This window comes from Streptomyces gilvosporeus (assembly GCF_002082195.1).
Classification (GTDB): Bacteria; Actinomycetota; Actinomycetes; order Streptomycetales; family Streptomycetaceae; genus Streptomyces; species Streptomyces gilvosporeus.
In genome coordinates this window covers 20,680-44,118 of sequence record NZ_CP020569.1, presented here as the reverse complement: position 1 = coordinate 44,118, position 23,439 = coordinate 20,680, and the positions used below count along the sequence as shown (strand labels likewise).

Below are 23,439 nucleotides of genomic sequence, written 5' to 3'. Positions count from 1 at the left end.
GTCAGGCAGCAGAGCGTCGGCACCTCCAGCTCCCCGGAATCAGACCCGCTCCGACGGCACCGCACCCCACACACAGAGCGAACGCGTCGAGTACACCCGGGAGCTGCGCAGAGCCGGCGAGCCGAACGCCAGTGGGCCCTCCAGCACGCCCCGCGGATCCGTCGTGTGGCCGCCCAGCTGGCCGCCGTCGAGGACCTCCAGCAGCGCGTCGACCGCTCCCGAGAAGCCCGGCTGATGCAGACCCTCCGCGCCCCCGGCCCGCAGGAGGCACTGGCTCAGGAGCCACTGGTGTGGCCCACGTGCCCTGTGCGAGCGGGTCGCCGAGGACGCACGTCTGCGCGCCATCCCGCCGGTCACGACGGACGACGACATCGACGACGACTGGCACCGCCAGCAGCAGGAAGCCGACATCGTGCACCGCCTGCTCGGGCTTATCACCTACGCGGCCAGCCCCAGGAACATCGACCTATCTGACCTATCTGACCTGTCCGACCTGGCTGACGCGATCTTCGACCTTCACCACGGTGCCCAGCAGGCAGGCAAATCCCGCCGCTGATCACGGAGGCGGACGCTCCCCCTGCTGCGCACAACAGCGGGCGGCCGGACGGCAAACCCGAACGGATGGGGTCCGCCGCGAACGGGGACCGTCGCGCAACTGGCCCTGGTCACGTCCGTCCAACTCGACGAGGCGGAGGAGGTCGGCGACTTCCGCCCGAAGAGGCGGAGTCGCTGCGGTGAGTGCACTGGCCCGGCCGCGCGGGGCCCAGCCGCCTCAAGCGTCCACCGGCCACTACGACATCACGAAGGAGCCCGGCTACCCCGGCGGCACCACCACGCAGCCGCCCGGGTTGTCCGTGCCATCGAACTTTGAGCGAGTGTCACCGATGTGTGAGCGCCAACGCCGGATCCGCGGTCAGTAGCCGACGGTGAAGCGCTCGCCGAGGTGGGCGGGCTGCTCGAGCTCGTCGAGAAGCGCGACGGCGTAGTCCTCGGTGGAGATCCGGCTGCTGCCGTCTTCGGCGACGATCAGGTCGTCGAGGGCGGTGCGGTAGGTGCCGGTGCGCTCGCCGGGCTCGATGGACGCGGCCGGGCTGATGTTGGTCCACCGGACGTCGGAGACGGTGCGGTAGAAGTCCAGCGCGTCGCCGTGCGCGTGCATGATCTGCAGCAGCGGGATCGGGAGGCCCTCGGTGTCCCAGACCTGGACGCCGTCGGGCTTGCGGAGCGAGCCGGCGCCGCCGACCGCGATCAGCCGGGGCATCTCCCCGCCCAGCATGCGCAGGCCGTCGACCAGCGCCTCGGCGGCCGGTCGAATGGTGGCAATGTGGCCCGGGCCGTCGCCGCCGCCGACCGCGCTGACCACGACGTCCTGTCCCTTCGCCACCTCTGCGACGGACTCAGGGTCGAGGACGTCACCGTAAATAACGGTCAGGGCAGGGCTGGTCGTGGTGACTTTCACTGGGTCACGTACGGCGGCCGTAACCTGATGGCCGCGACGGAGCGCCTCGTCCAGGATGCGGGATCCGATGGTTCCCGTGGCGCCGAACAGGACGATCTTAGACACACGCTTCTCCTGCTTCGGGTGATCATCTAGGGAGTCCGCAGACTAGCGAGATATTTCATGACAGGCATGAGGAATCAGCTGCTCCCGGTGAAGTCACCCCAATCAGGCGATACCGCCTGTCCCGTCGCATTGAAGCTTTCCGTGGATCTCACTGTGAGCTGCAGACCTGCCAGGCTGGTTGGAAATCCCGCTGGACCGCGCTTTCAATCGAGGTGGCTTCTGCAGAATCTCGGTTGGGGGGGGCGGCCAAGACACCCAACCCTTGCGACTTCCCGCGCGACCTGCTGGACGCGCAGGGGGAACTGCACAAGGTCCGCTCTAATGGTGGAGTCGGGTATGGGAACTCGCAGAAATACCCCTGCACTCAGAGGGAATCGAGGAGCATCTGACCTGTCGCAGCGAAGGTAGAGCCTTCTCAGTGCGCCACGAGGTGCCCTGCCCGGAAACGGGCACGGTCGGTTCGGAGGGAGGTCGGACGGAAAAGGGCCTGCGTAACAGGCACCTCGCCGTCCGGCCGCCCTACCCGAAGATTGAGCACCGAGTCGCGCGAGACCGAACGGATGGGAGTCATATGGGCCTCTGAGGCTCGTCGCTCCGTGTCTACATCAAATCGCCTCTCAGAACACGATCGAGCGCCGCCTGCCCTGCGGGTCCCCATGTCGGCTTGCCGCCGGGAAGGCCCCGGTCTCCGTTCTGGCCCATAAGCATGAGGAACAGGCTTTTCAGAGCAGCCAGCCCGCGGGCGCGCCGGATCGTTGCCCCGTCCGCATGCGCGTAGGCGTCGAAGAAGCGTGAGGCGGCGCCCGCGGGGAGGACGACCCATGCGGCCGCGAGGTCCCACGCCGGATCGCCGGCGAACATGTCGCCGAAGTCGATCACGCCCGACAGCGTGCCGTCCGAGACGACGACATTCGCGGGATGAAGGTCACCGTGCACCCATACCGGCGGGCCCTCCCACTCCGGGGCCGTAACGGCGTCATCCCAGACAGCCCGGACCTCGTCGGCAATGGCGCCGGGGACAACGGCGTGAAAGAAGTGGTCGAAGCCGTCCGTGCACTTCTTGGGGTGAGCGCCGCGGTCCGAACTGGTCGGTGCCTCGGCGGGCGCCTCCACATGGAGCGCCCTGAGGAAGCCCGCCAGCGTGTCGGCCGCGTGGTCGCCGCGGCTGATCGCGGTCTGGTCCAGTGGCTCGCCAGGAACCCACGTCATGATGGTCCAGGGCCTCGGGAAGCGTGACGACGGTTCACCGGTCCGCACAGGGTTCGGGACCGGGAGCGGCAGACGCGGGGCCAGGACGGGCAGCCATCGGCACTCCTTGCGTTGGAGATCGGGGGCACGTTCTGTACGCGGCATGCGCACAGCCAACTCGTCGCCGAGGCGGCACTGTTGGTTGTCCCACCCGCCCGTTACCTCATGGATGGCCAGCTCTGCAAGGTCCGGATGCTGCTCTTGCAGCAGGTCGTGGACCAGGTCTGCGGTGATCTCGATCTCGGAGTCGGTCATACGAGGCCACAGTACTGGGGCAGGCGAAGCGGCTCTCGTCTCTCCGGAAGACCGTCTCCCCAGATCAGCGAGGTCTGGCATCGGGATGAATCAGGCTTTCGCGTTCCGGTGGCTGACCTCGGCCGCGTAGGCGGCCCAGTCGCCGGCCACGGCTTTCTGCCATCGAACGGCGAGGGTGATGTGAAAGCCGAGGCCGGTGCCGGTGGGACGCCAAGCGCGCGTAGCCGGCGGTTCATGGCCTGTGGGCTGAGAGGCTTTCCCGGCCGGGCGCCGGGGACCATTTTGAGTGAGAACCGCCTGGTCAGTGCTTCTTTTTAGCGGTCCTGTCGGCTACCTCGTACGGTGTGCGGGTACGGCGTTCATGGTCATGCACAGACCACGAACAGGAAAGATCGAACACGATGGGGCCGCCCGTGGGCGACATACGCGTGGACACGGCGAAGGTGCGCAGCACCGGCGATGACATGAAGGCGTTGTCGAGCGACACGCAGCGGCGTCTGTCGCATGTCCTCGACAGCTCTTGGGAGGTCTACTACGACGCCCTGCTCTGGAAGAGCGGAAGCGCTGTGATGTCGTGCCGCACTGCCTGGGAAGACCATATGGTCGAGCTCGCCAAGAAAATGGGCGAGCTGGGGCAGAAGTTGCAGGACTCCGCCGACGGCTACGACGCCGCGGACCAGGAAGCCGTTTCGTGGTTGAGGGCTGGTATGCGACCTGCGGAGGCACTGACACCATGGTCTCGTACTCGGATCTCATCAGCGCCCACCCACGGAAGTGAAAGGACGCCGCCGACGACTGGGCGGCATTGGCGAAGTACGCGTTGAACGCCGCGAACGATGTACGCGAGCGGGGCGCCAAGCCCCTCGCCGATCATTGGGCCGACGAAGTCGGCGCGGCTGCGGCCGGCGACTTCGTGAAGCTGGCCAACCAACTGGAGTCGGCGTACGACCTGCTGCTCAGCGTCAAAATGGTCATGGAAGGCATGCATATGAGCCTGGAAACGGCGATGAGCACCGCATGCCAGATCACCGATCTCTCACGGGCACACGCCCTTCCGCTGGATGATGACGGCATGCCGCTGTGACCGAAGCGGACGAGGAAACAGCGGCCGAGCTGTACCGTCTGGCAGGAATGGTCGGAATCAGCGACCCGGACAAGGTCCTCAAAGAGCAGAACCGTGCCTCGCATGTCGAGATGGACATGCTCGCCGCCGACATCCCGAAGGCGAACACCGACCCGGCCGCGGTACGCGCCTGGTGGAACGGCCTGAGCGAGAGGCAGCAGCACGACATGATGCCGGCCGAGCCGGTGCAACTCGCCCACCTCGACGGAATCCCGGAGAGCGTCAAACGCGAAATGCGCGGCACGGACGGGAAATTCGACCGCATCAAGATGGTGGAATACGCGCTGGAGAACTGGGACAAGCAGGATCCGATTCAGTTCAAGAACAACTGCACCAACTTCGTCTCCCAAGCGCTCGACCACGCCGGCATGCAGAAGAAGCTCGATCCCTTGTCCGGCCCGGACGGTGACGACACGTGGGGTCACGAGAGCGGTGTCGGCAACGACTGGTGGGACTCCCGGATGTATTACTCCAAGTCCTGGGCCGGGGCGGAGAATCAGCAGAACTTCATGCTCAAGCACGGTGGCGAGGAGGTCCCGGCGTCCCAGGTCAGGCCCGGCGACATCATTCATTACGAACAGCAGGGACCCAACGACGAAATCGAGCACGGCAACACCCATCACGCGGCTGTGGTCACGGCCGTGATGCCGGACGGCGAGATCAAGTACACACAGCACCAGGACTCTTACCAGAACGTGAGTCTGCAAGGCCGGCTCCCGGCAACGGAGAATGCCGAAGGCCAGCAGAACATCCGCATCGTCCGCCCGCATCCGGATAGGTACTGACAGGCATGGCTGAGACAGGCACACCACTCGATGCACAGCCGCATCCGCCCTCGCGGCTCCATTGGGCGAGCTCCCTTCCGGTGCCGCTGCTTTCCGTGGCCGCTGTCGGTTGCTTTTCCACGACGCTGTCTTTGTCCAGTGCCCATATTCACCATCAGTCGGCTGCCTGCCGCTACATGGCGGTACCGTGGACGCATTTTGCTTCCGCCTACGGCGGCCTGCTCGCTGCCGTATTGGCACTGCTGGTTCACGTGCTGATGTCACGCGCCACGCGACGTGGCGGACTCCAGCCCGTTTCCGGGTGGCAGACCTGGGTTCCCACGCTGTTTGCTGTCATCGCGGGCTTCATGGTTCCGCTGACCGCGGTGGTCGTGGCTCTGACGCACAAAGACGCTGCCGAAACGGCCGCGAATCTGGGAAAGCCGCTGTGCGAAGGCTGACACGGCTGTGGCCCTGCCACGCCAGGCGATCGACCGCAGCCTCATGCAGCAGCTGCGGTCAGCCAGGCCCATGCGCCGCCCGAAGGTCGCCCGTCGGCCCACCGGGCGGGGCATCATCCGCGGCATGGTGTCCATCACTGCCCGCCCGCCGAGACCGACGTTGCCAGATGCGGCATTAGCATGTCCACGTCGTGCCCGGCGCGGCCAGGAAGGGAATTCGTCTTGCCTGGGCTGCCGGTGCCCCATTCGCCTTCTATCGGGGGAAGAACCTCATGCTTCGCCGTTCAACGGCCCTTTACGGGGCCCTGGCCACCGTCCTCGGACTCGCGCTCACCGCCTGCGGCGGAAAGGGAGGGGGCGAGAAGTCCGACGGTCCGAAGGGGAGTGGGGCGAAGAATGAGAGCGCACGGGAGGCCCCGGGCGTCAAGGAGAGCCCGCGCTCCCAGGTGGAGTGGAGCCCGGCGCTTGCGATGGGCAAGCCGGCTCCGAAGCTGTACGAGCCCGAGGTCTCCGGTGGCGGGCGGTTCCAGGTGGCCGCCAAGAAGATCGTCAAGGGGACCCCGGAGCAGCTGAAGGAAGGTCACCTCGATGATGAGGGGCTGGGCGACACCCCGTACTTCGTGTATGTGACGTACACCCTGAAGGCCGGGAAGCCGGAAGTCTCCAACCCCGACCTCAACGCCAACGCCGTGGCTCTGGACGAGAACGGCGAAGAGGCCGCGAAGCGGCCGACCGTCCACACCGGTTATGTCGAGGGCGGGTGCCCGGTGCCGGACGCGTACACGGGCTGGGATGTCGGCGAGTCGCGCACCCTGTGCTCGGTCTACATCGGGGACGCCGCGAAGCAGCCCACCCGGCTGGCCTGGAACCCCGACGCGCAGTCCGCCGACGACTACAAGAAGGGCTCCTCCTGGCGGTGGACCACCCGGTGACCGGGTGACGGCCCTGCCCGTCACCCGAGCGTTCGTCCTGCGGGACGCGTGCGTCTGGGGGAGGGGAAGGCGCACTGCCACTCGACGTCCCGGGCCGGGCACCAGGCCGGGCCGAATCCGGTTGATCGTGGCAAGAAGGGCAGCAACCTGCACGTCCTGTCCGACGCCCAAGGCATCCCGCTGGACGTTGCGGTGTCCGGGGCGAACCTGCACGACAGCCAGGCGTTCAAGCCGCTGATCCGTGGAATTCCGACGGTCCGCTCCCGCCGCCGACCGCGTCGGCGCCGTCCCGGCAAGCTTCGCGAGGATAAGGCGTACTTCTCCGCCGACCACCTCACCTGGCTGCGCGAACGCGGGCTCATCCCGCGCATCGCGCGCCCGGGGATCGAATCGGGCGAACGGCTTGGCCGGCACTGTTGAGAGATCGAGCGGTCGATCGCCTGGCTGTTCGGCTACCGCTGCCTCACCGGCGATACGAGCGAACCGGCTCACGCATCCTCGCCTTTCTCGGTCTTGCTGCCACCCTGACCTGCTACAAGAAGCTCTCAAGACTGAAGTCGGGCAGCGGGAGACCGTAGCGGTCTCCCGCTGCCCGAACGTGATCACCGGCCAGGCTGAGGCGCGATTGATCAGGCCCGGGTCACCGGTGCCTGCAGTTCCGTCACCCAGTCGTCACGATTTTTCGGGCACTCCAGGTTGATCTCGCGGGGGTATCCGGTTGACTGGTAGTCGTTGGCGTCGATCCAGCGGGCCAGGGTCTGGGCGGTGGGGAGCACGGTGTCCATCGAACCGCGGTGCACGATGGTCGCTGCCTGGTCGAGGGGCGGCAGGTCGAGGATCCGGAAGGCGCCGTCCTGAAGAGGGACGGAGACCTGGACGGCAGCGTGGACGCTGATCCTGCCTCCGCCCTCCGGGGCGTCCTCGTAGTACGCGACGCCGGGGCCCGTGGGGGTGATACCCGCCGAGCCCAGGCACCGGAACAGCTCGTCGTAGAGCGGCCCGATGACCGGGCCGATGTGCTCGGGCTCGAAACTCGCGGCGGTTGCGGTCAGCTCCGCCACCCGGACGGAAGGGACGCTCTTGATGACAACGTCGTTCGTGGGCATGTGCCCCTCACTCTCGATCGCTCGGAGCCTCGCCTCGACCTGGATCAGCCGTGCTCCTGCGGCAGCCATTGCGGTCTCCAGTTCGGCCCGCCGCAGCCGCAGCATGCCGCGCAGTTCCTGGAGGCTGACCTTCTCGTCCACGATGTCCTGGACCTGCTGGAGAGTGAATCCGAGGTCCTTGAGCGCGATGATCCGGTTGAGGCGGGCGAGCTGGGTAGCGGTGTAGTAGCGATAGCCGCTGGCGGGGTCGACGTGAGCCGGGCGCAGCAGTCCGGTCGCGTCGTAGTGACGCAGCATCCGGACCGAGACGCGGCCATGCCGGGCGAAGTCTCCGATGATGAACATGATGTCTCCGAGCTGACCGCCTGACACGGTGTGAGGGTCAAGAAGCTACTTGGCGGCCGGGGGACAGCGAAAAATCGGGGCTGCATCGGCGCAGCTGCATGGGTGTGCCCAGGGTTGCCCTCGACGACCTTGTCGTCGTAGTAGGAGAACCACGTGCTGCCAGTCGGCTTGCAGCCGGCTGTGATGGCACGTGGGGTGAGGGCTTCGGCGAGGAGGACCTCGTTGCGGGTGTCTACGGCCGTCCTTGTCCTCGTCGATCCAGTGGCGGAACTTCGTGCGCTCGTACCCATCGCGGGACTCGACGGCCTGGGGAGTGCTTCGGTGGCGTCGTGGAGGCTGAGGGTTTGGGTGGCGTGGGCCGTTGCGGCGGTGGTGGCCAAGGGCAGCAGGGCGAGGGGCGCAGCGGCGAGCGCGCGGACAGTCGCCTTGATCACGGTCTGTTGATAGCGCTGGCACGTCGTCCGCTGTGCGGAATCCGGATGGCGGTCACTCGGGGGAGTGGGCAGTCATACCAGCCCCGATAAACTCGCTCCGGTGTTTTTGCAGGCCGCGATGCCCGAGCAGCCGGACTTGCCCGCGACCCAGAAGCCGACGACGTCGCCAAGGAGCCGGACGACGACGCGACGGAGCCGGTGGAGACTGCCGTACGACGGACCCGGGGACGTGGCTGCGCATGCCAGGGAAACCTCGCCTCGCTCGCGCGGGAGGCCGACGTCCGCCGTCGCGCCATCGCCCTCACCGCCGCAGACACCGGCGGAGGAGAAGACCGTGCCCCGCGGGGAGGCCTCCGCTCAGCGTGCCGTCGGTCTGTTGACCGCGCGGACGGTGTGCGTCGTCGTCCCGCTCACCGCTCGTCCGCCCAGTCGTACTCGGGGAACGGCAACGGATCCGTGACCCAGCCCGCCGTCAGTACGAGCCGCGTGTGGCGATGCAGGGCGAGGAAGCCGAAGGGGCGGTCGAAGGCGGCGCTGATCCTGGTGGTCACGTAGCGGAGGTCGGGCATGCCCCCGGCGACTGCGCCGAACGCCGTCACCGCGGCGGCCTCGAAACCCAACGCGCCGAACTTCGCCATAGTGTTCTGCTCGGCCGACCCGATGGCGAGCGGGAAGTCGCTGATGCCGGGGAAGTGCCCGCGCGAGGTGTCCCGTGCCGTCGTGAGCCCGAACAACCGGTGCAGCTTCAGCAGATCGTGGCTCGCGTTCATGTTGTACGCCGCGGTCGTCACCTCCAGCGACGGCGGCTCGGGCCGCGTGCAGCGTACCTTCTCCACCCGCAGGCCGGGTCCCACGTTCCCGTAGGGCAGCCGCGGCCCCGGTATGAGCGCGCACCGGCCGGCGAGGATGTCGACCCCAGCTCCCAGCACCCGCCCCGGCTTCATGTCCTCCTCGCCGAGCAGAAGGTGCACGTCCAGCGCATTGTTGCCCAGCACCTTCAGCTCGGTGACATATCCGCCGGGTGTTTCCGCGACCCCTACCCGGTCCAGCACGGCACTGGAGCGCCGCAGGCCCAGCCGCGGCTCGGTGGCCCAGGGCTCGTACGCCGTCTCCAACTCCACCTCGTGGAAGGGGCTCAGCCACTGCGTGCGCATGGCCAGCGCGCTCGCCAGCACCATCTGCGTGTCCTCGGTCAGCGTGACCGGCATACGGTCGATCAGCCCGCCAGTGCGCTTCACCGTCCACGCGTCCAGCGCCCGGTGGTCGGCCACAGAGTCCCCGGTGAGCACCCCATGGGCGTCGGCCGGCAGGCCCGCCTCCCACTCCTCCCTCAGCTCCAGCGTGCGCTTCGCCCACAGCCCCAGAGCCGTGTCCAGTCCCCGCATGGCGCCCATCGCGGCGAGCAACTCACGTGCGGCGCCCGCCGCTTGCCCGGCGGACAGCCCGAGAGCCTCCGCCAGCTCGGCCCGCGCCGCGCCCTCGGCTCCGTCGGCCAGGTGGGCCAGCAGGGGCCACACCCCCGCCGCCGAGAACACCGTGCCGCCCTCCGAGGCACCCGCCCACCGCGCGGTCAACCCGTTCACCGCGCGGACCGTCGTCGTCGCGACTCCCATTCCACCCCCACCGTCAGCACGCTTATGACGCGCCCAGCTGTACGTCAGTTCAGTGCCGCCGCCACTCGACCAAGAAGCACGATACCTGTGCCCCCACCACGGCCTCCCGGCCCAGAGCACGCATCCGACCAACTCGTCCGGGCCCAACCTCTGCACCAGGTCACAAGGGCGGGGGCTTGAGAGGATGTCTCACGTGGTGGTGCAGCTACTCGGCCGTGCCCGTGAGAAACGTGTCGAACTCAGCGGCGAGGTTTCGCATCTCCTCGCCGGCCGCGTGCACGGTGGTGGTCTCGAAGTGCCACTCCTCGGACGGAGGCCGGTCATGGATGCCCGCCGGGCCGCAGGCGACGTGAGCTAGGAATCCCCCTCGTTTACGAGGAGGAGGAGTCAAGAAGTCGTTGCAGCTGTTCGCGGGTCCGCGCGGCGGCAGACTGGCCATCACCTACGGTCTGCGGCATGAAGGCAAAGAATTCGAAGGCCCCAGCACCCCGAGTGCAACTGGTCATTGGCATCATCCGCAGAGGCAACGAGATCCTCCTCGTGCGAGAGAACCTCGGCGCCGACGGCGAGATGCTCTGGTCCCTCCCCGGTGGCGGGGTCGAGGACGGCGAGCTCCTGCACGAAGCTCTCCGGCGCGAGGTGCAGGAGGAGACCGGGCTGCTGGTGGGCGATCCGGTGCGGACCGCATTCCTCATGCACATCGACTCCGAGCAGCACCCTTCGGCGTTGGCAGCTGCCTTCGAGATCGACAAGTGGTCAGGGGACCTCGCGCCGCAGGACGACGACATCGAACAGGCCGCCTTCTTCCCCTTGCCCGACGCACTGAAGCTGCTCGGCGAGCTGGACAGCGCAACGCAGCGGGAGCCCATCGTCGGCTATCTGACCGGGGCCATCGCGCCGGGGACCACCTGGCTGTACCGCAACCGGGGCAGGGAGGAGACGCTCGTCGCCCGCTGGTGACGCCGGACAGCGGCCACCACGTGAAGATCACGATCTACAACTGGCGTATTGACCAGCGGCAATAGCAAAGTACAACCGGGTATGAGGGCGCTGCCGAAGGTGCTGAGGAGGGCTTCGAGGCGGTCGGGGGCGCGGTGGCGAGGGGTGTGGGCTTTTGTTCATCTTCCAGGTCTAAGCCTCGTCGGCGACATCCATCAGGTTGCAGGCCGTCTGCAGCTCCTGACGACGCGGCGGCTCGGTACTCGGCACGGTGATCTCGTCGCTGCTGCGCAGTTCGTCGGGCCTCAGCAGCGTCTGCATTGCGATGATCTGGCCGCTGGGCCGTAGCAGGGCGAGCTGAGCGCTCGAGTCGGTACCATCCGCCAACTGGAGCGCTCAGCTACCGGGGCATCGTAGCCGTCTGCGGAAAAGGGATTCAGCTGCACTCATGCGGGGGCACGATTCCCATCGTGCAGGAGGACAGGGGGCAGCGCGGGCAGGTGCGGTACACGCTGAGGGAGACGGAGCGTGGACACGTCTGGGGCGTGTGCGTCGAAGCGGACGGAGTGTTCGGGGATCTCCAGCGTGGCACGTATGAACTGTTCGGCTGGGTTCCGGACGGGGCGGAGATTCGCGGCTGGGCCGGCAGCAGGGTGTGGATGGTGCCGCAGGAGGAGGGACTTGGGCCCTGGCTTTTGGAAGACGCGGAAAGCCTTGGGCCCGCCGGGGCGGAGGGTCTCGTGCTGAGGGGTCTGGACGACTACGAAGGTCCGCCCGAAGGGCACCGAGGCTTGGTTCGCGTGCATGATGGGCACCGGTGGCTGGGTTCCTGCCGGGAATTCGCCCGTATCGTGCCGGCCGAGCAGGTCGCGCCCCCGCTCCCTCTGAGCGGACTCGTCCAGAGTGAGAAGCTGCGGTGTGCACTGAAGAAGGGCACCCGGCGGGCGCTGGACTTGGAGGAGGCCGCCCTGGAGATCCGGGACGATCGAGGCGAGCCGCTCACCGAGCGGCGGTGGTGGACCCGCATCCGCGCCTGGCACCCGTCCGCTCTTGGGGCGGATCTGATCGACCTGGAGCTGGACGGCAGCCTCTTCACACCCGTCCCAGAAGCCGTCCGGCCGGTCTGGGAGCGATGGCTCGCGGGGCCGCCGGACACTCCTGGCGCCTGGAGTGGCCTTGACACCCGGCAGCGTGGCGCATGGCTGGACCTCGTACGGGAGCGGGGCTGCCGGCGCACGCACCAAGACCACCCGGCCGGTCACGCATATGAGCTCGACGGCCGGTACATCACCGACGTTCCGGGCCTCTACCTGGCGCTCGGCGAGGCGGTGAACGGGCCGGGCGGCTACTTCGGCGGCTGCCTGGACGCCCTTGACGACTGCCTACGCGGCACCTTCGGCTACACAGCCCCCGCCCCTCTGCTCTGGCGAGATGCCGCGACCGCACGCGAGCACCTGTCCCACGCCCTGACGCCGGACGGCCAGCCATACGACCTGTTCGCTGAAGCCCTCGACGTCCTGGCAAGGGGAGGCATGCACGTCACCTTGGCGTGATCCGTCCTCCCGTTGGGACGTTGCCCAAACGCGCAGCGGTCACATGGGTAGCCATAGAAGACTGACCGGCCCATGTGGCCATGATCCGGTGTCACGGAGGGAGAGCACATAGCCGGTAACGGCATAGTGAGGTTGCCACCCGGTGGCTCGACCTCGATGTCTTCGGGCAGAGAGCAATGCTCAAGACCTGTGGATCGGCTCGGGGAGCACGCGAAGGGCGTACCTTCCCAAATGATCGATTGATGGTCATCGAGTAGGTCGGTGTTCGCAGCACCGGTCGGGAAGGCACGCCCGTGCTCAGCGTAGTCATCGACGACGGCACCACGCCGAACTGCTCCCCGATCGACGAGATCCTCCGCGAGGGTGCCAGAAGGATGCTGGCCGCAGCCCTGGAAGCTGAAGTCAACTCCTACATAGTCGAGTTGACCGCCGAGCGGGACGCGATGGGTCGGCGCCTGGTAGTGCGCAACGGCTACCACGAGCCCCGGAAGGTCACCACCGCTGCCGGAACAGTCGAGATCAGGGCCCCGCGCGTGAACGACAAGCGCGTCGATGAGGTCACGGGTGAGCGCAAGCGGTTCTCCTCGGCGATCCTGCCGCCGTGGTGCCGCAAGTCCCCGAAGATCAGCGACTTGCTGCCGCTGCTCTACCTCCACGGCCTCTCGTCCGGGGACTTCGTGCCGGCGCTGGAGCAGTTCCTGGGCAGCTCGACCGGGCTCTCGCCCGCAACCGTCACCCGGCTGCCCCAGCAGTGGCAGGCGGACCACGCCGCTTTCATGGAGCGAGATCTGTCCGAGGTCGACTACGTGTACGTGTGGGCCGACGGCATCCACCTCAACGTCCGCCTGGAAGAGGCCAAAGCCTGCGTGCTCGTCCTGGTCGGCGTGCGCGGCGACGGCAGCAAGGAACTGGTCGCACTCAAGGACGGCTATCGCGAATCTTCCGAGGCGTGGGCGGACCTAATGCGCCACTGCGCCCGGCGCGGCATGCGCGCGCCCCTTCTCGCGGTCGGCGACGGCGCCCTCGGGTTCTGGAAGGCCCTCGCGGAGGTCCTCCCCGACACCCGCGAACAGAGATGCTGGGTTCACAAAACGGCTAACGTCCTCGACTCGATGCCGAAGTCCACGCAGTCCGGAGCGAAGAGAGCGATCCAGGACATCTACAACGCCGAGAACCACGACCGCGCCGCCAAAGCGATCGAGACGTTCGTCCAGCTCTACGGCGCGAAGTTCCCCAAGGCCGTCAAGAAGATCACCGACGACGAGACCGAGCTGCTGGCGTTCTACGACTTCCCCGCCGAGCACTGGATCCACCTGCGGACCGCGAACCCCATCGAGTCCACGTTCGCCACCGTCCGGCTGCGGACCAAGGTCACCCACGGTGCCGGCTCCCGCGCCGCCGCCCTCGCCATGGCGTTCAAGCTCATCGAGTCCGCCCAGGCCCGATGGCGAGCCGTAAACGCACCCCGCCTCGTCGCACTCGTCCGCGCCGGAGTCCGCTTCGAACGCGGGCATCTCGTCGAACGCTCCGAGGCGGTCGCGGCGTGAGCACCATCACGGCCCAGGCCATCAGGACCGGGCGGCTGGACCTGCTGCCGCTTCACGTCGAGCACGCCGAGGAGATGGCCACAGTTCTGTCCGATCCGGCTCTGCACACCTTCATCGGCGGCAGCCCGGACACCCCGCAAGCCCTGCGCTCGCGCTACCAGCGCATGACCGCAGGCTCTCCCGATCCGGCCGTCTCCTGGCTGAACTGGGTAATCCGGCTCCGTGACGAGACCTGCTTGACCGGGACGGTCCAAGCAACGCTCAGCCCTTCCAGCCACAGCCCCATGGCCGAGATTGCCTGGGTGGTTGGGACTCCGTGGCAGGGAAGAGGCATCGCCACTGAAGCAACCCGAGGACTCATCGACTGGCTCAGCCAGCAGCCGGTGCAGACCGTCATCGCCCACATCCACCCCCAACATCGCGCATCCGCCGCCGTCGCCACCGCCGCCGGACTCACGCCCACCACCGAACGGCACGAAGGCGAGATCCAATGGCACCGACGTATCAGGCGATAACTTCACCAATCCACAGGTCTTGACTATTACTTGGCGAAAACCATGCTGCCCGGTTCTGCGTTCGTCCGCACAGGCGGAGAGGCATCCCGGCTCGGTCGGTCTGATCCGACGGACCCTCAGGCAGGTCGGCGGCGCTTGTAGTAGGCGTAGGCCAGGGCCAGTACGATCGGCCCCCACAGCATGACCGGACTGATGCACGTGTGTGCCAGCAGCTTCCACCACCCATTGGTGAAGGCAACCTCGTGAAAACCCAGTAGCCCAAACCAAGCGAGCGGCATGGGGTCCCATAGTGCGACCAGAGCGAGGCCGCCCAGGGTCGCCGGAATGACCGCGGCGAGCGGCGGTACCCGCCGGCCGCCGAGGAACGGCACCCAGCTCGGGAAGACCTCGCCCCAGCCGCTGACCAGCACCATAGTGAGCAGGGCCAGCGCCTCCGTGAGCACGCTCAGGCCCACAACGTATGCCGGGGTCCACCAGGGACGCGGCGGGGCCGTCGGGTCGATGGTGCCCATTTGGAAGTCGACGGCGAACGGCAGCCGCCACAGGCAGTGCGGCAGCAGGACGAAGGGCAGGGCCTTGGCCAGTCGCAGGGCCCAGAGGGGGACCGGACGTTCGGTGTCGCCCAGAGAGAGCTTGATCGGCATGGTTCCCACCGTCGTCGAACCTCAACGACAGTGCGTCGACCTCACGGACGATTACGATCCCCCCTGAGTTACCCCTCGATCGTCCTGGCGACAGATGATCGGCAGAACCCAAGCGGTCCTATCAACATTTACGGGACACCCCTTACGACCTGGAGCACACCTTCCGCCGTCCAGCCCCGGCCCCGGAGGGCCGCCCGGCTCGAAGAACCGACACCGCGCCACCCGCCACGACGTCGGCAGGGTCCTCGCCACAGGCCAGTCCCACGGTTATCTAGGGTGAATCGCCGTTGTGGCAGGTCAGAGCTCGATCGCCGTGTCAGGCAAGTCAGGCAAGTTGCTCGACGTTGGGTAGCGCGGCGAGCCGCCGACAGGGATCAGGCCGTCGAGGACGTCGACGACGAACTGGGACGCGGGGCATGGCTTCGAACTCGTCTCGTGAGTCGTCGTTCAGCACTGTGTGCGTATCAGGTGACGGGTACTCAGCGATGGCTGGGCCCGCACCGGTCAGTCGATGCCTTCGATGATGCGGAGGTCGCGCTCGAAGCCGTCGGGGAGGGCCACCAGCGCCTTCTGGTATGCCTCGCTTTCGTATGCCGCGACGGCCTGTTCAAAGCTGTCGAACTCGATCAGAACGACGCGTTGCGTGATTCCGGCCTCGTGGGCGACGACTCGACCGCCACGGGACAGGAGGCGCCCGCCCCCAGCCCGGACAGCCGGACCGGCCAGCTTCTCGTAGGCAGTCAGCCTCTCAGGGTCGGAAATGGCGGGGTAGACACTGGCCCAGTAGCCCTTAGCCATGGAAACCTCCTGTGATCGGCCGGACACGTCCGACTTCCAATTGACGCTCGGATCGGTCGATCCCGGCGACGGGTACTGCGGTCAGTGGAATCGTCATATGCGCAGGTTAGGGCTTGATGTGCGGTCGAGGGAAAGACCGGTACGGGATAGAATCAGAACGGATCGTTATCAATCGGCAGGGAGGGCACGTGGCGCCGGATACGGTGAGCCTGCGGTACTTCCTGGTGCTGGCGCAGGAGTTGAACTTCACCCGCGCGGCCGCACGGATCGGTATCGCACAGCCCGCACTCAGCGCCCGGATGCGCCGATTGGAGGCGGAACTCGGTACGGCCCTGCTGGTCCGCAACACGCGTCGCGTCGTATTGACCACGGCCGGTGCGGCTTTGGCGGAGTCCGCGCCGCCCGCGCTGGCGGCGCTGGACCGGGCATGGGACACCGCCCGGAGCGCGGCGGCCGGTGAACTGGGCACGCTGCGCATCGGATACAGCCTCAGCGCCGGGGCCGAGACGGCACCGGCCCTGGTGGACAGGCTGATTCGCGGCAACAGCGGACTCGAGGTCGGCGCGGTCCCGATGGCGACACCGGAGATCTCCCCCGCGGTCGCCGACGGCCGCATCGATGCCGGGATCACCCGCGGTGAACAGCCGGGCCGTGGCGTGCGCCGGTTCCTGCTGCGGCGTGAGCGCGTCGGGGTCCAGCTGGCGCAGCACCATCCGCTGGCCGAACACCCGGAGATCGAGATCGCCGACGCGGCCGCGTATCCGCTGCGACTCCCGGCCCGTGCGGCCAACCCCGTGATCCACGATCAGCTGTCCGCACTGTTCCGAGACACCCGACCACACCCCCGATTCCACACGCCCGCAGTCTCTTTCGACATGTCTCAGCGCGACCTGCGCGACGGGGTCACCCTCGCCCCGGCCGGAGAAGCCGCGGTCACGGCACAACCGGCGGGTCTCACCTGGCGACCGCTGCGGGGCGCGCCCAGCCTGACGTTCCACCTGGTCCTCCCACGCGAGCAGTCGCCACTACACCGCCGCATCCGTGCCGTCGCCCAAACCCTGGCGCACGAGCTGCACTGGCTGCCGGACTGACGCACAAGAGGTCAAGCGAGACGGACGCCTGCGGTGGCGAGGCCGAAGACCTCATGTCGTCAGGCTCTCCCAGGGTTCCGGCCGCTGGTCCCCCGAAATGATCGCAAGTCCGGTCCTCCGCCGTCGCACTTGGGAAGAGGACATGTCCTCAGCCCTCTGGTTCGCGGGCGACGAACGCTTCGGCGGAGTCGTCGCGATCCCCGGCGGCCAGGCTCCGACGGCCAGGACCCCATCCCCGAAGGGAGCTGAGCACCGCCGTGGAGATCCATGATGCGATCGAGCGCGCCGACCGGGAGGCGTTCACCCGGGAGCCGCCCAAAACCCTCAAGGCCCGCATCAACTTTCTGATGAAGCAGCTCAAGACGACCAAGGCCGTCGCCCGGGAGCTCGGAGTCACGCAGCGCTCGGTGGAGCGCTACCGCACGGGCGAGCGCAAGCACCCGCCCAAGGACATCGCTGCGAAGATCGACGCGGCCGTGCGATCCCGCTGGCAGCCCCAGGTCCGCAAACGCCGGCGCCAGCAGGCCGCCGCCGCAACCGGGATCACGGTGGAGACCCGGGCCCGGTTCGGTTACACCGCGCCGATCGGCACGACCGACGACGGGCGCTTCCGGCGCCTGACCGTCCACCTCCCCGCGACGTACGCGCAGCGCCTGTTCGACGCCCGCGACGCGGGTGCCAGCGACCGGGAGATGCGTGAAATCATCGCTGAAGGATTCAAGGACGTGTATTTCCAGGACGGTGGAATCCGTGCCATGGGGCTCTCAGACGTTGCTATCACCGACATCGATTATCTGGACCTGGACTTCTGAAAAAGGGAGAAGTATGAGCACCGAATTTCCGGCCATTGAGCCCAAGCGCGATGGTTGGCACATGGGAAGGCTCCGTGCCACAAGTGGGTAGTGTTGCGGCATGATGTCAGCGCCGCCCACGTTCCCGCCGTACCCGATCCGTGGCGTGCGCGTGCTGCATCAAAGGCAGAACTGCGCACCGCACTTCGCGGCGGTCACGGTGGACTTCGAGCCCGCGGCCGAGGGCTTCCGCTTCGAAGTGGCCGAGGGGCTGACGGTCGAGTACGAACCCGCCGGGGATCTGCCGTGCTTCTTCGACGCAGTCGCCGCGGGGATCATGGAGCAGTTGAGCCTTCCCGAGCACGGTGTCGTCACCGCCACCAAGGTGGTGCTGCGGCAGGCCCGCGCCGAGACATTCGGCTCCCACGAACTGGCCTTCAAAATTGCGGGCTATCTCGCTGCCCGCAAGGCTCTGGAACGCACGGCGGCGCCGCGCGTCTGAAGGTCGTCCCCGCCACAGCGTTTCCTGCCTGCCTTCCCGTAGGGCGCCAGGTGAACAACGGCTGTGCCGACGAGTCGGCGGTGACAGGCAGCGCGCTGATCGGCCCGCATGACGCCGGCGTCGAGTGTCATGATGCCTCGCAGGTGACATGATGGTCACCCGCAGTCTCAGCGCCGGGACATGTAGAGGTCGAGGGCCTTGTGCAGGACCTTGTTGAGCGGGTAGTCCCACTCGCCGAGGTATTCGACGGCCTCGCCGCCGGTACCGGCCTTGAACCGGAGCAGTCCCAGCAGATGGTTGCTCTCCTCAAGGGTGTCGGTAATACCGCGGAAGTCGTAGACACCCGCGCCGAGCTCGTAGGCGTCGGACATCATCCGCCACTGGATGGCGTTGTTCGGCTGGACCTCGCGCTTGCGGCTGGTCGAGGCGCCGTAGGAGTACCAGACATGCTCGCCGACGGTCAGCATCGTGGCGGCGGCGAGCACCTCGCCCTCGTGATGGGCGAGGTAGAGGCGCATCCGGTTGTCGTCCTCGGCCTGCAGTGCGGTCCACATGCGCTGGAAGTAGGCCAGCGGGCGGGGGATGAACCGGTCCCGTTCAGCGGTCTCGACGTAGAGGCCGTAGAACGCGGGCAGGTCCTCGTAGCCGCCCTGGACGACCTTGACGCCGGCTTTCTCCGCCTTCTTGATGTTGCGGCGCCACTGCTGGTTGAAGTCGCGTTGAATCTCCTCCAGTGACCGCCCGGCGAAGGGGACCTGGAACACATAGCGCGGCTGTCCGGCGGCGAAGCCGTCCTCGCTACCGGGCTCGGTCTGCTGCCAGCCCATCCGCCGCAGCCGGTCGGTGATGTCGAAGGCCAGCGGTTCGTGCGCGGTGGCTTCCACATCCCGCAGTTGACGGGCCTGCGGGTCGGCAATCGCGTCCTTGACCGCCTCGGCGCTCCACCGGCGGGCGACGACGGGCGGTCCCATCTCACCGAGAACGCACCCTGCTGCTTCAAGTACGCGAGCATCGGCTCAAGCCACTGCTCCAGGTCTGCCGCGGCCCAGTCGATCACCGGCCCCTCGGGCAGGTAGGCGAGGTACCGCTTCAGTTTCGGCAACGGCCGCAGCAGCACCAACCCGGTCCCGACGAGGCGGCCACTGCCGTCGAACCAGCCCAGTCTCTCCGCCCGCCAGTCCGGCTTCACATCCCCCCATGCGGGTACCTGCATGGGGCTCACCGAGGGCCGGGCCGTGACGAAGGCCAGATGCTCCTCGCGGGTGATCGCCTTCAGGCGATAGCTCATGCGCAGTGCTCCTTTGCTCGACGCACAAGCCTACTGAGACGTACGGCACATCCACGTTCCTCATGCACACAGTGTCGTCGCACGGCGAAGCCGCGCTCGGCCAGAAGCGGGCGGTCCTGCTGATCGCGCGGCCGATGGTGGACGAGCCCACCTCGTCGATCACGGCCAGGGTTTGGTGGTCAGGCCGGTGCGTGGGTGGATCAGGGCGGCCAGTAGCCGGTCGACGAAGGCCAGTTCGTACTTCGGCCCGGCTCCGGCCTGCCGTCGGCGGGCACCGTGGCGCCGCTCACGCAGCGAGGATTCCCGCCAGGCCGGCCATCGAGGAGCCAACTCATCGATCAAACCGTCGAGATGTGTGCGGGAGATGCCGGCGAAGGCAGGATGGGACAAGGCCGCACAGGCCCACCTCTTCTTGATCACACTCGAAGAACCCGTGCGGCCCCTCCACGTCACGGCCACGCTCCCGATCGTCGACTGCCGACAACGTCGTTAGCCGAGAATGAGCGGGAGGTTTGCGGCGAGATCGCCCAGAGCAGCCTTCTCAGCGTCGGTCGGCGTGCGACGACCGGTGCCGATCAGCAACGCGTCCTTGTCGGAGAACGAGGCGGGAAACGGGGTCCCGGCGATCTTCTCCAGCGACGTGCGAGCCGCGGCGAGGGTCTCGGCGGGCGGCTCAACGGCCGACGGCAGATGCGCGATCAGGTCGAGGTGGTGCAAGGTCCATTCGAGCACGTACGCGGACAGGTAGTCGCCGACGGTCAGCACCTTGTCCTGGGTGCTGACGCGGAGGGCGGGTTCGGCGAGTTCGGCGGCTCGGCCTGCGGCGGAACCCACGTCGTCGAGGTGGAACTTGAGCCACCGCGGCTCGCCGTATGCGGCGGCCAGCCGGGGGATCAGCGCATCGAGGGGGTCCTCGCCGGTCGGTGGTTCGTCCAGGAGGCCCCAGTAGGTGACCGCGTCCGCGGTCGGTTCGGTTTCGGTGGGCGTGACCAGGGTGATCAGGACGTCCTGGGCGTCGATGACCAGGTGGCAGACCAGGTCCCGCACGAGCCAGCCGGTACAGCCGGACGGCCGCTCGAAGTCCTCGTCGGGCAGTTCGGCGACCGCCGTGCGCAATGCTGTCCAAGAGTGTGAGAAGAGATCCACTACGGCACGGTAGGCGGGACTCGGAACGGCGGACAAGCGAATTCGGACGGTCGACTCGTGTACCTGACCGATCTTCCTTAAGACAACAAACTGGTTGACGGGGTGTGGCGCCGCCGACCGGAGGCGGACCGCATGAACGGCGCAGATGACGGACAATGCCGGGATGCCCCGCCCCAGAATCCGTGTCGCCGCCTACGCGATCCGGCATCGCGCAGCCCCCGAGCTGCTGGTCTTCGACCACGTCGGTATCCCGGAGGCCGGCACCCAGGTCCCGGCGGGAGGAGTCAAATCGGGCGAAGAACTGGAAGAAGCAGCCCTTCGAGAGGTCGCCGAGGAAACCGGCCTGCTGAGAGCCACAGCGGTCCGGCAGATCGCCGTGGAGGACAAGCCTCACCCCGACACGGGACAGCCACGACGAACCGGCTTCTTCTACCTCCAGGCACCCGCAGACACCTCCGATGCCTGGGAACACCACGTTCACGGCGACGGAGACGATGCCGGCCTTACCTTCGCCTGCCGGTTCCTCCCACTTCCCCTGAACCAACCACTGGCTGACGATCAAGACGCATGGCTGGGCCGCATCGACCCGCGCTGGACCACCGTTACCGGCAACAGCCAGTAATCGGCCGTCGAACTTGCACGCTGAATACGCGACACCTCAACATGCGAGCCCACCAGTCCCGAGGCCGATCCCGGCCCGGGAGGCGTTCCTGCATCCGCCGCAACTGATGGCACTTCCCCAACGGGGGCGAGTCTGGTCGAGCCGGCTCCGCCGCCCTAGGTGTGCTGACCGGAGGGAGGGCGCGTGAGGGGGAAGCTGTCCGTATCGGCCGCACATCCCCCAACGGCCACGTCGCCGGACGCTGGCAGCGGCGACGTCTCCGCCTGTCGTACGGGTGCCGCCCGCGCCTCAGGCACTCAGGCCATCTGTAGAGATGGTGAGAAGTTCGGGTTCTGGCTCAATTTCTGTGGAGCGTGCACTCTGCGTGACCGTTGATCTTGGTGATGGCCCTGAGGAGGTCGCCCGAAAACAGCCGTCCATGACCATGCCGTGGCTGACAGTTCTCAGCCGTGAACGAGGTCATGCTCGGCCTGGAGGAGTTGCTGTTCCTCTCGGCCCCAGAGGTCGCGGTGGTGTCGGCAGAAGAACACGGTGAGGCGATTCGTCTTGGGATCAGATGCCGAACAGTCGGCGCCCTATGTCCGGGTTGTGGAGTCTGGTCGAGTCGGGTGCACGGCTCGTACCTGCGGTTCCCTGCTGATCTTCCCAGCGCGGGACGGAACGTGGTGCTGCGCCTGCACGTCCGGCGTTTCGTCTGCGCGGATCCCTCGTGCGAACGGCGTACGTTCGCTGAACAGATACCGGGGCTGACCCGCCGATACAGCCGATGGACCGAACGGCTGCGGTCGGCACTGGCCGAGGTCGGCCTTGCGCTCGCATCGCGGACGTATTCGGGATCGCGGTCAGCCGCAGCACTGCTGCGACTGGTCGATGCCCTTCCAGAGCCACGGCCACGGGCTCCGCGGGTGGTTGGCGTCGATGAATACGCGATGCGCAAGGGCCGGTCTACGGGACCGTGCTGGTGGACGTCGAGACCGGCTGGCCCGTTGACCTGTTGCCGGACCGCGAGGCGGGAACGCCCGCAGCCTGGCTCAGCGAACGTCCGGGGATCGATCTGCCGAGACCGTGCCCCGTTCTTCGCCGAAGGCGCCAGAACCGGGGCGCCAACGGCTCTCCAGGTCGCCGACCGATTCCACCTCTGGCACAACCTCGGTGAGGCCGCCGAGCGATGCGTATCGAGGCATCGGATCTGCCTGCGAGCACCGTTCACCCTGCCACGTCAGGAGACCGCAAAGACCCCTCAACCAAGCGATGAGGCACCCGCCTCACCCTGGCCAACAGGGCACAGATTTGCCGACCGCACCCGCGAGAAACACGCAATCGTCCACGCGCTGCTGAGCCAAGGCCACAGCAGGCGAGCCATCGGCCGCCAGCTCCACATGACCCACCGGACGGTCAAACGCCTCGCCGATGCCGCAGCCCCAACGCATTGGGGACAAGGAATCGGCAGCCAACTACACGCGACATTCATCCAGTACCTGCACGAAGCAGCTCTGCCCATAGGGCAGGTGGAGGCGTGGGACCGGAATCACCGCGCGCAAGCCTTCTACTTCCAGCATGGATGGCGCCCAACTGGACACCGGCGCCAGGGACCAGACCGCTCCAGCTACATACGCATGCACCTCAACGCAGTGAAAGCTTGACCTTCAGCTCCCAGACCCAGCTGTCACTCAGCGTAGGCCGACCACAAAAGTTGATCCAGAACCCGAGAAGGGGCGGCACCGACGGCCGTTCCCTGCCCGGCAACTATTCGTTGTGGCGGGTTGGGGTCCGTCCATAGGGTTCATGCATGGCAGATGAGAGTGAACGGGCCGTTCAGGCGGCCATCGCGGCGGAGATGCGGCTTCTTGACCCTGACGTGCGTGCTTCCCCAGTCCTGGTCTCGGAGCTTCTGGACCCGCAGTTCACCGAGATCGGAGCGTCGGGCAGGCGCTGGGACGCGACGTCGATTCTCACCGTCACGAGTGCCGGTTCAGTGGCCCCGGAGTCTCCGGTCAAGGTCAGCGAGATGGCCGGGGTCGTACTCGCTCCGGGCATCGTTCACCTGACGTACTTCGCCGACAACAATGGGCGCCGAGCATGGCGAAGCTCCCTGTGGCGTATGACGGCAACCGGCTGGCGCATGTACTTCCACCAGGGCACTTTGGCGAGCTGAGCG

28 protein-coding genes and 2 pseudogenes are annotated in these 23,439 nt (G+C 67.3%); 18 read left to right on the top strand and 12 right to left on the bottom strand.

All coding sequences use genetic code 11. From position 1 onward, the window contains the following. Positions 1-39: 39 nt before the first annotated feature. Positions 40-372, bottom strand: coding sequence for a hypothetical protein (locus B1H19_RS00235; RefSeq protein ID WP_159027897.1), 333 nt, complete (start codon positions 370-372; stop codon positions 40-42). Between the two features lie 40 nt (positions 373-412). Here B1H19_RS00235 and B1H19_RS38395 point away from each other — a divergent pair, with 40 nt between their 5' ends. After that, positions 413-556 (top strand): hypothetical protein, encoded by a 144-nt coding sequence (locus tag B1H19_RS38395; protein WP_159027896.1) that lies wholly within the window; start codon positions 413-415, stop codon positions 554-556. A gap of 357 nt (positions 557-913) precedes the next feature. Here B1H19_RS38395 and B1H19_RS00230 read toward each other — a convergent pair whose 3' ends face one another. Both B1H19_RS00230 and B1H19_RS00225 read right to left on the bottom strand, forming a co-directional pair. Then, the gene (locus B1H19_RS00230) at positions 914-1,564 is read right to left on the bottom strand and encodes an NAD(P)-dependent oxidoreductase (protein ID WP_083102263.1); all 651 of its coding nucleotides are present in this window, start codon (positions 1,562-1,564) and stop codon (positions 914-916) included. Positions 1,565-2,164: 600 nt separating this feature from the next. Continuing rightward, entirely contained in the window at positions 2,165-3,067 is a 903-nt protein-coding gene (locus B1H19_RS00225) for an aminoglycoside phosphotransferase family protein (protein ID WP_083102262.1), read from the bottom strand. A gap of 413 nt (positions 3,068-3,480) precedes the next feature. On the opposite strand from B1H19_RS00225, the gene B1H19_RS00220 reads away from it, so the two are divergent. The 7 genes and pseudogenes from B1H19_RS00220 (at position 3,481) to B1H19_RS00195 (ending at position 6,767) form a co-directional block, all read left to right on the top strand. Beyond that, complete coding sequence (locus B1H19_RS00220; protein ID WP_159027895.1) at positions 3,481-3,891, top strand: WXG100 family type VII secretion target; 411 nt, start codon at positions 3,481-3,483, stop codon at positions 3,889-3,891. After that, positions 3,888-4,151, top strand: a complete 264-nt coding sequence (locus tag B1H19_RS00215; protein WP_159027894.1) for a hypothetical protein — start codon at positions 3,888-3,890, stop codon at positions 4,149-4,151. Before B1H19_RS00220 ends, B1H19_RS00215 begins: the two co-directional genes overlap by 4 nt. Further along, the gene (locus B1H19_RS00210) at positions 4,148-4,975 is read left to right on the top strand and encodes an amidase domain-containing protein (RefSeq protein ID WP_083102259.1); all 828 of its coding nucleotides are present in this window, start codon (positions 4,148-4,150) and stop codon (positions 4,973-4,975) included. Before B1H19_RS00215 ends, B1H19_RS00210 begins: the two co-directional genes overlap by 4 nt. Before the next feature lie 5 nt (positions 4,976-4,980). Further along, on the top strand, positions 4,981-5,415 hold the full coding sequence (locus tag B1H19_RS38390) for a hypothetical protein (RefSeq protein WP_159027893.1): 435 nt from the start codon (positions 4,981-4,983) through the stop codon (positions 5,413-5,415). 19 nt (positions 5,416-5,434) lie between these two features. Continuing rightward, positions 5,435-5,563, top strand: a pseudogene (locus B1H19_RS40950) (IS30 family transposase); the annotation flags it as partial. 124 nt (positions 5,564-5,687) lie between these two features. Then, the gene (locus tag B1H19_RS00200) at positions 5,688-6,347 is read left to right on the top strand and encodes a hypothetical protein (protein WP_107425819.1); all 660 of its coding nucleotides are present in this window, start codon (positions 5,688-5,690) and stop codon (positions 6,345-6,347) included. A gap of 48 nt (positions 6,348-6,395) precedes the next feature. Further along, positions 6,396-6,767 (top strand): transposase, encoded by a 372-nt coding sequence (locus B1H19_RS00195; protein ID WP_083102256.1) that lies wholly within the window; start codon positions 6,396-6,398, stop codon positions 6,765-6,767. Positions 6,768-6,976: 209 nt separating this feature from the next. Here the strand turns inward: B1H19_RS00195 and B1H19_RS00190 are convergent, their stop codons facing one another. The 3 genes from B1H19_RS00190 to B1H19_RS40545 all read right to left on the bottom strand — a co-directional run bounded on the left by B1H19_RS00190 (position 6,977) and on the right by B1H19_RS40545 (position 10,284). Beyond that, a complete protein-coding gene (locus B1H19_RS00190; RefSeq protein ID WP_083102255.1) occupies positions 6,977-7,798 on the bottom strand; it encodes a MerR family transcriptional regulator in 822 nt (273 codons plus the stop codon). 844 nt (positions 7,799-8,642) lie between these two features. Then, positions 8,643-9,845 (bottom strand): serpin family protein, encoded by a 1,203-nt coding sequence (locus B1H19_RS00180; RefSeq protein ID WP_083102253.1) that lies wholly within the window; start codon positions 9,843-9,845, stop codon positions 8,643-8,645. 205 nt (positions 9,846-10,050) lie between these two features. After that, positions 10,051-10,284, bottom strand: coding sequence for a DUF6228 family protein (locus tag B1H19_RS40545; RefSeq protein WP_083102252.1), 234 nt, complete (start codon positions 10,282-10,284; stop codon positions 10,051-10,053). 17 nt (positions 10,285-10,301) lie between these two features. Here B1H19_RS40545 and B1H19_RS00170 point away from each other — a divergent pair, with 17 nt between their 5' ends. Continuing rightward, positions 10,302-10,805 carry an NUDIX hydrolase gene (locus B1H19_RS00170; RefSeq protein WP_083102251.1) on the top strand — a complete coding sequence of 168 codons (504 nt, stop codon included), beginning with the start codon at positions 10,302-10,304 and terminating at the stop codon, positions 10,803-10,805. Between the two features lie 171 nt (positions 10,806-10,976). Here the strand turns inward: B1H19_RS00170 and B1H19_RS40255 are convergent, their stop codons facing one another. Then, entirely contained in the window at positions 10,977-11,105 is a 129-nt protein-coding gene (locus tag B1H19_RS40255; RefSeq protein WP_257789420.1) for a hypothetical protein, read from the bottom strand. A 149-nt stretch (positions 11,106-11,254) separates the two neighbouring features. Here B1H19_RS40255 and B1H19_RS00160 point away from each other — a divergent pair, with 149 nt between their 5' ends. The 3 genes from B1H19_RS00160 to B1H19_RS00150 all read left to right on the top strand — a co-directional run bounded on the left by B1H19_RS00160 (position 11,255) and on the right by B1H19_RS00150 (position 14,399). Then, complete coding sequence (locus tag B1H19_RS00160) at positions 11,255-12,337, top strand: barstar family protein (protein WP_083102249.1); 1,083 nt, start codon at positions 11,255-11,257, stop codon at positions 12,335-12,337. A gap of 293 nt (positions 12,338-12,630) precedes the next feature. Beyond that, on the top strand, positions 12,631-13,884 hold the full coding sequence (locus B1H19_RS00155; protein WP_083102248.1) for an IS256 family transposase: 1,254 nt from the start codon (positions 12,631-12,633) through the stop codon (positions 13,882-13,884). Next, entirely contained in the window at positions 13,881-14,399 is a 519-nt protein-coding gene (locus B1H19_RS00150) for a GNAT family N-acetyltransferase (protein WP_083102247.1), read from the top strand. Before B1H19_RS00155 ends, B1H19_RS00150 begins: the two co-directional genes overlap by 4 nt. Positions 14,400-14,515: 116 nt before the next feature. Here the strand turns inward: B1H19_RS00150 and B1H19_RS00145 are convergent, their stop codons facing one another. Both B1H19_RS00145 and B1H19_RS00135 read right to left on the bottom strand, forming a co-directional pair. Then, positions 14,516-15,043: a hypothetical protein gene (locus B1H19_RS00145; protein ID WP_083102246.1), complete on the bottom strand. Its 528-nt coding sequence runs from the start codon at positions 15,041-15,043 to the stop codon at positions 14,516-14,518. 504 nt (positions 15,044-15,547) lie between these two features. Next, positions 15,548-15,841, bottom strand: a complete 294-nt coding sequence (locus B1H19_RS00135) for a DUF1330 domain-containing protein (protein WP_083102244.1) — start codon at positions 15,839-15,841, stop codon at positions 15,548-15,550. A 188-nt stretch (positions 15,842-16,029) separates the two neighbouring features. On the opposite strand from B1H19_RS00135, the gene B1H19_RS00130 reads away from it, so the two are divergent. The 3 genes from B1H19_RS00130 to B1H19_RS00120 all read left to right on the top strand — a co-directional run bounded on the left by B1H19_RS00130 (position 16,030) and on the right by B1H19_RS00120 (position 18,225). Continuing rightward, positions 16,030-16,932 carry a LysR family transcriptional regulator gene (locus tag B1H19_RS00130; protein WP_083102243.1) on the top strand — a complete coding sequence of 301 codons (903 nt, stop codon included), beginning with the start codon at positions 16,030-16,032 and terminating at the stop codon, positions 16,930-16,932. A 257-nt stretch (positions 16,933-17,189) separates the two neighbouring features. Then, positions 17,190-17,744, top strand: a complete 555-nt coding sequence (gene tpg, locus B1H19_RS00125; RefSeq protein ID WP_083102242.1) for a telomere-protecting terminal protein Tpg — start codon at positions 17,190-17,192, stop codon at positions 17,742-17,744. Between the two features lie 100 nt (positions 17,745-17,844). Further along, positions 17,845-18,225, top strand: a complete 381-nt coding sequence (locus B1H19_RS00120) for a hypothetical protein (RefSeq protein WP_083102241.1) — start codon at positions 17,845-17,847, stop codon at positions 18,223-18,225. A gap of 167 nt (positions 18,226-18,392) precedes the next feature. On the opposite strand, the pseudogene B1H19_RS00115 reads toward B1H19_RS00120, so the two are convergent. The 3 genes and pseudogenes from B1H19_RS00115 to B1H19_RS00105 form a co-directional block, all read right to left on the bottom strand. Next, positions 18,393-19,513: pseudogene (locus tag B1H19_RS00115) on the bottom strand (lipid II:glycine glycyltransferase FemX). Positions 19,514-19,672: 159 nt separating this feature from the next. After that, the gene (locus tag B1H19_RS00110) at positions 19,673-19,903 is read right to left on the bottom strand and encodes a hypothetical protein (protein WP_159027892.1); all 231 of its coding nucleotides are present in this window, start codon (positions 19,901-19,903) and stop codon (positions 19,673-19,675) included. Between the two features lie 99 nt (positions 19,904-20,002). Then, positions 20,003-20,659, bottom strand: a complete 657-nt coding sequence (locus B1H19_RS00105; protein WP_083102239.1) for a maleylpyruvate isomerase N-terminal domain-containing protein — start codon at positions 20,657-20,659, stop codon at positions 20,003-20,005. Positions 20,660-20,804: 145 nt separating this feature from the next. Between B1H19_RS00105 and B1H19_RS00100 the strand changes: the two genes are divergently transcribed. The 3 genes from B1H19_RS00100 to B1H19_RS00090 all read left to right on the top strand — a co-directional run bounded on the left by B1H19_RS00100 (position 20,805) and on the right by B1H19_RS00090 (position 23,436). Continuing rightward, positions 20,805-21,281, top strand: coding sequence for an NUDIX hydrolase (locus B1H19_RS00100; RefSeq protein WP_237288945.1), 477 nt, complete (start codon positions 20,805-20,807; stop codon positions 21,279-21,281). Between the two features lie 461 nt (positions 21,282-21,742). After that, a complete protein-coding gene (locus B1H19_RS00095) occupies positions 21,743-22,924 on the top strand; it encodes a GNAT family N-acetyltransferase (protein ID WP_107425817.1) in 1,182 nt (393 codons plus the stop codon). A 146-nt stretch (positions 22,925-23,070) separates the two neighbouring features. Beyond that, a complete protein-coding gene (locus tag B1H19_RS00090; RefSeq protein WP_083102238.1) occupies positions 23,071-23,436 on the top strand; it encodes a nuclear transport factor 2 family protein in 366 nt (121 codons plus the stop codon). Positions 23,437-23,439 lie beyond the last annotated feature (3 nt).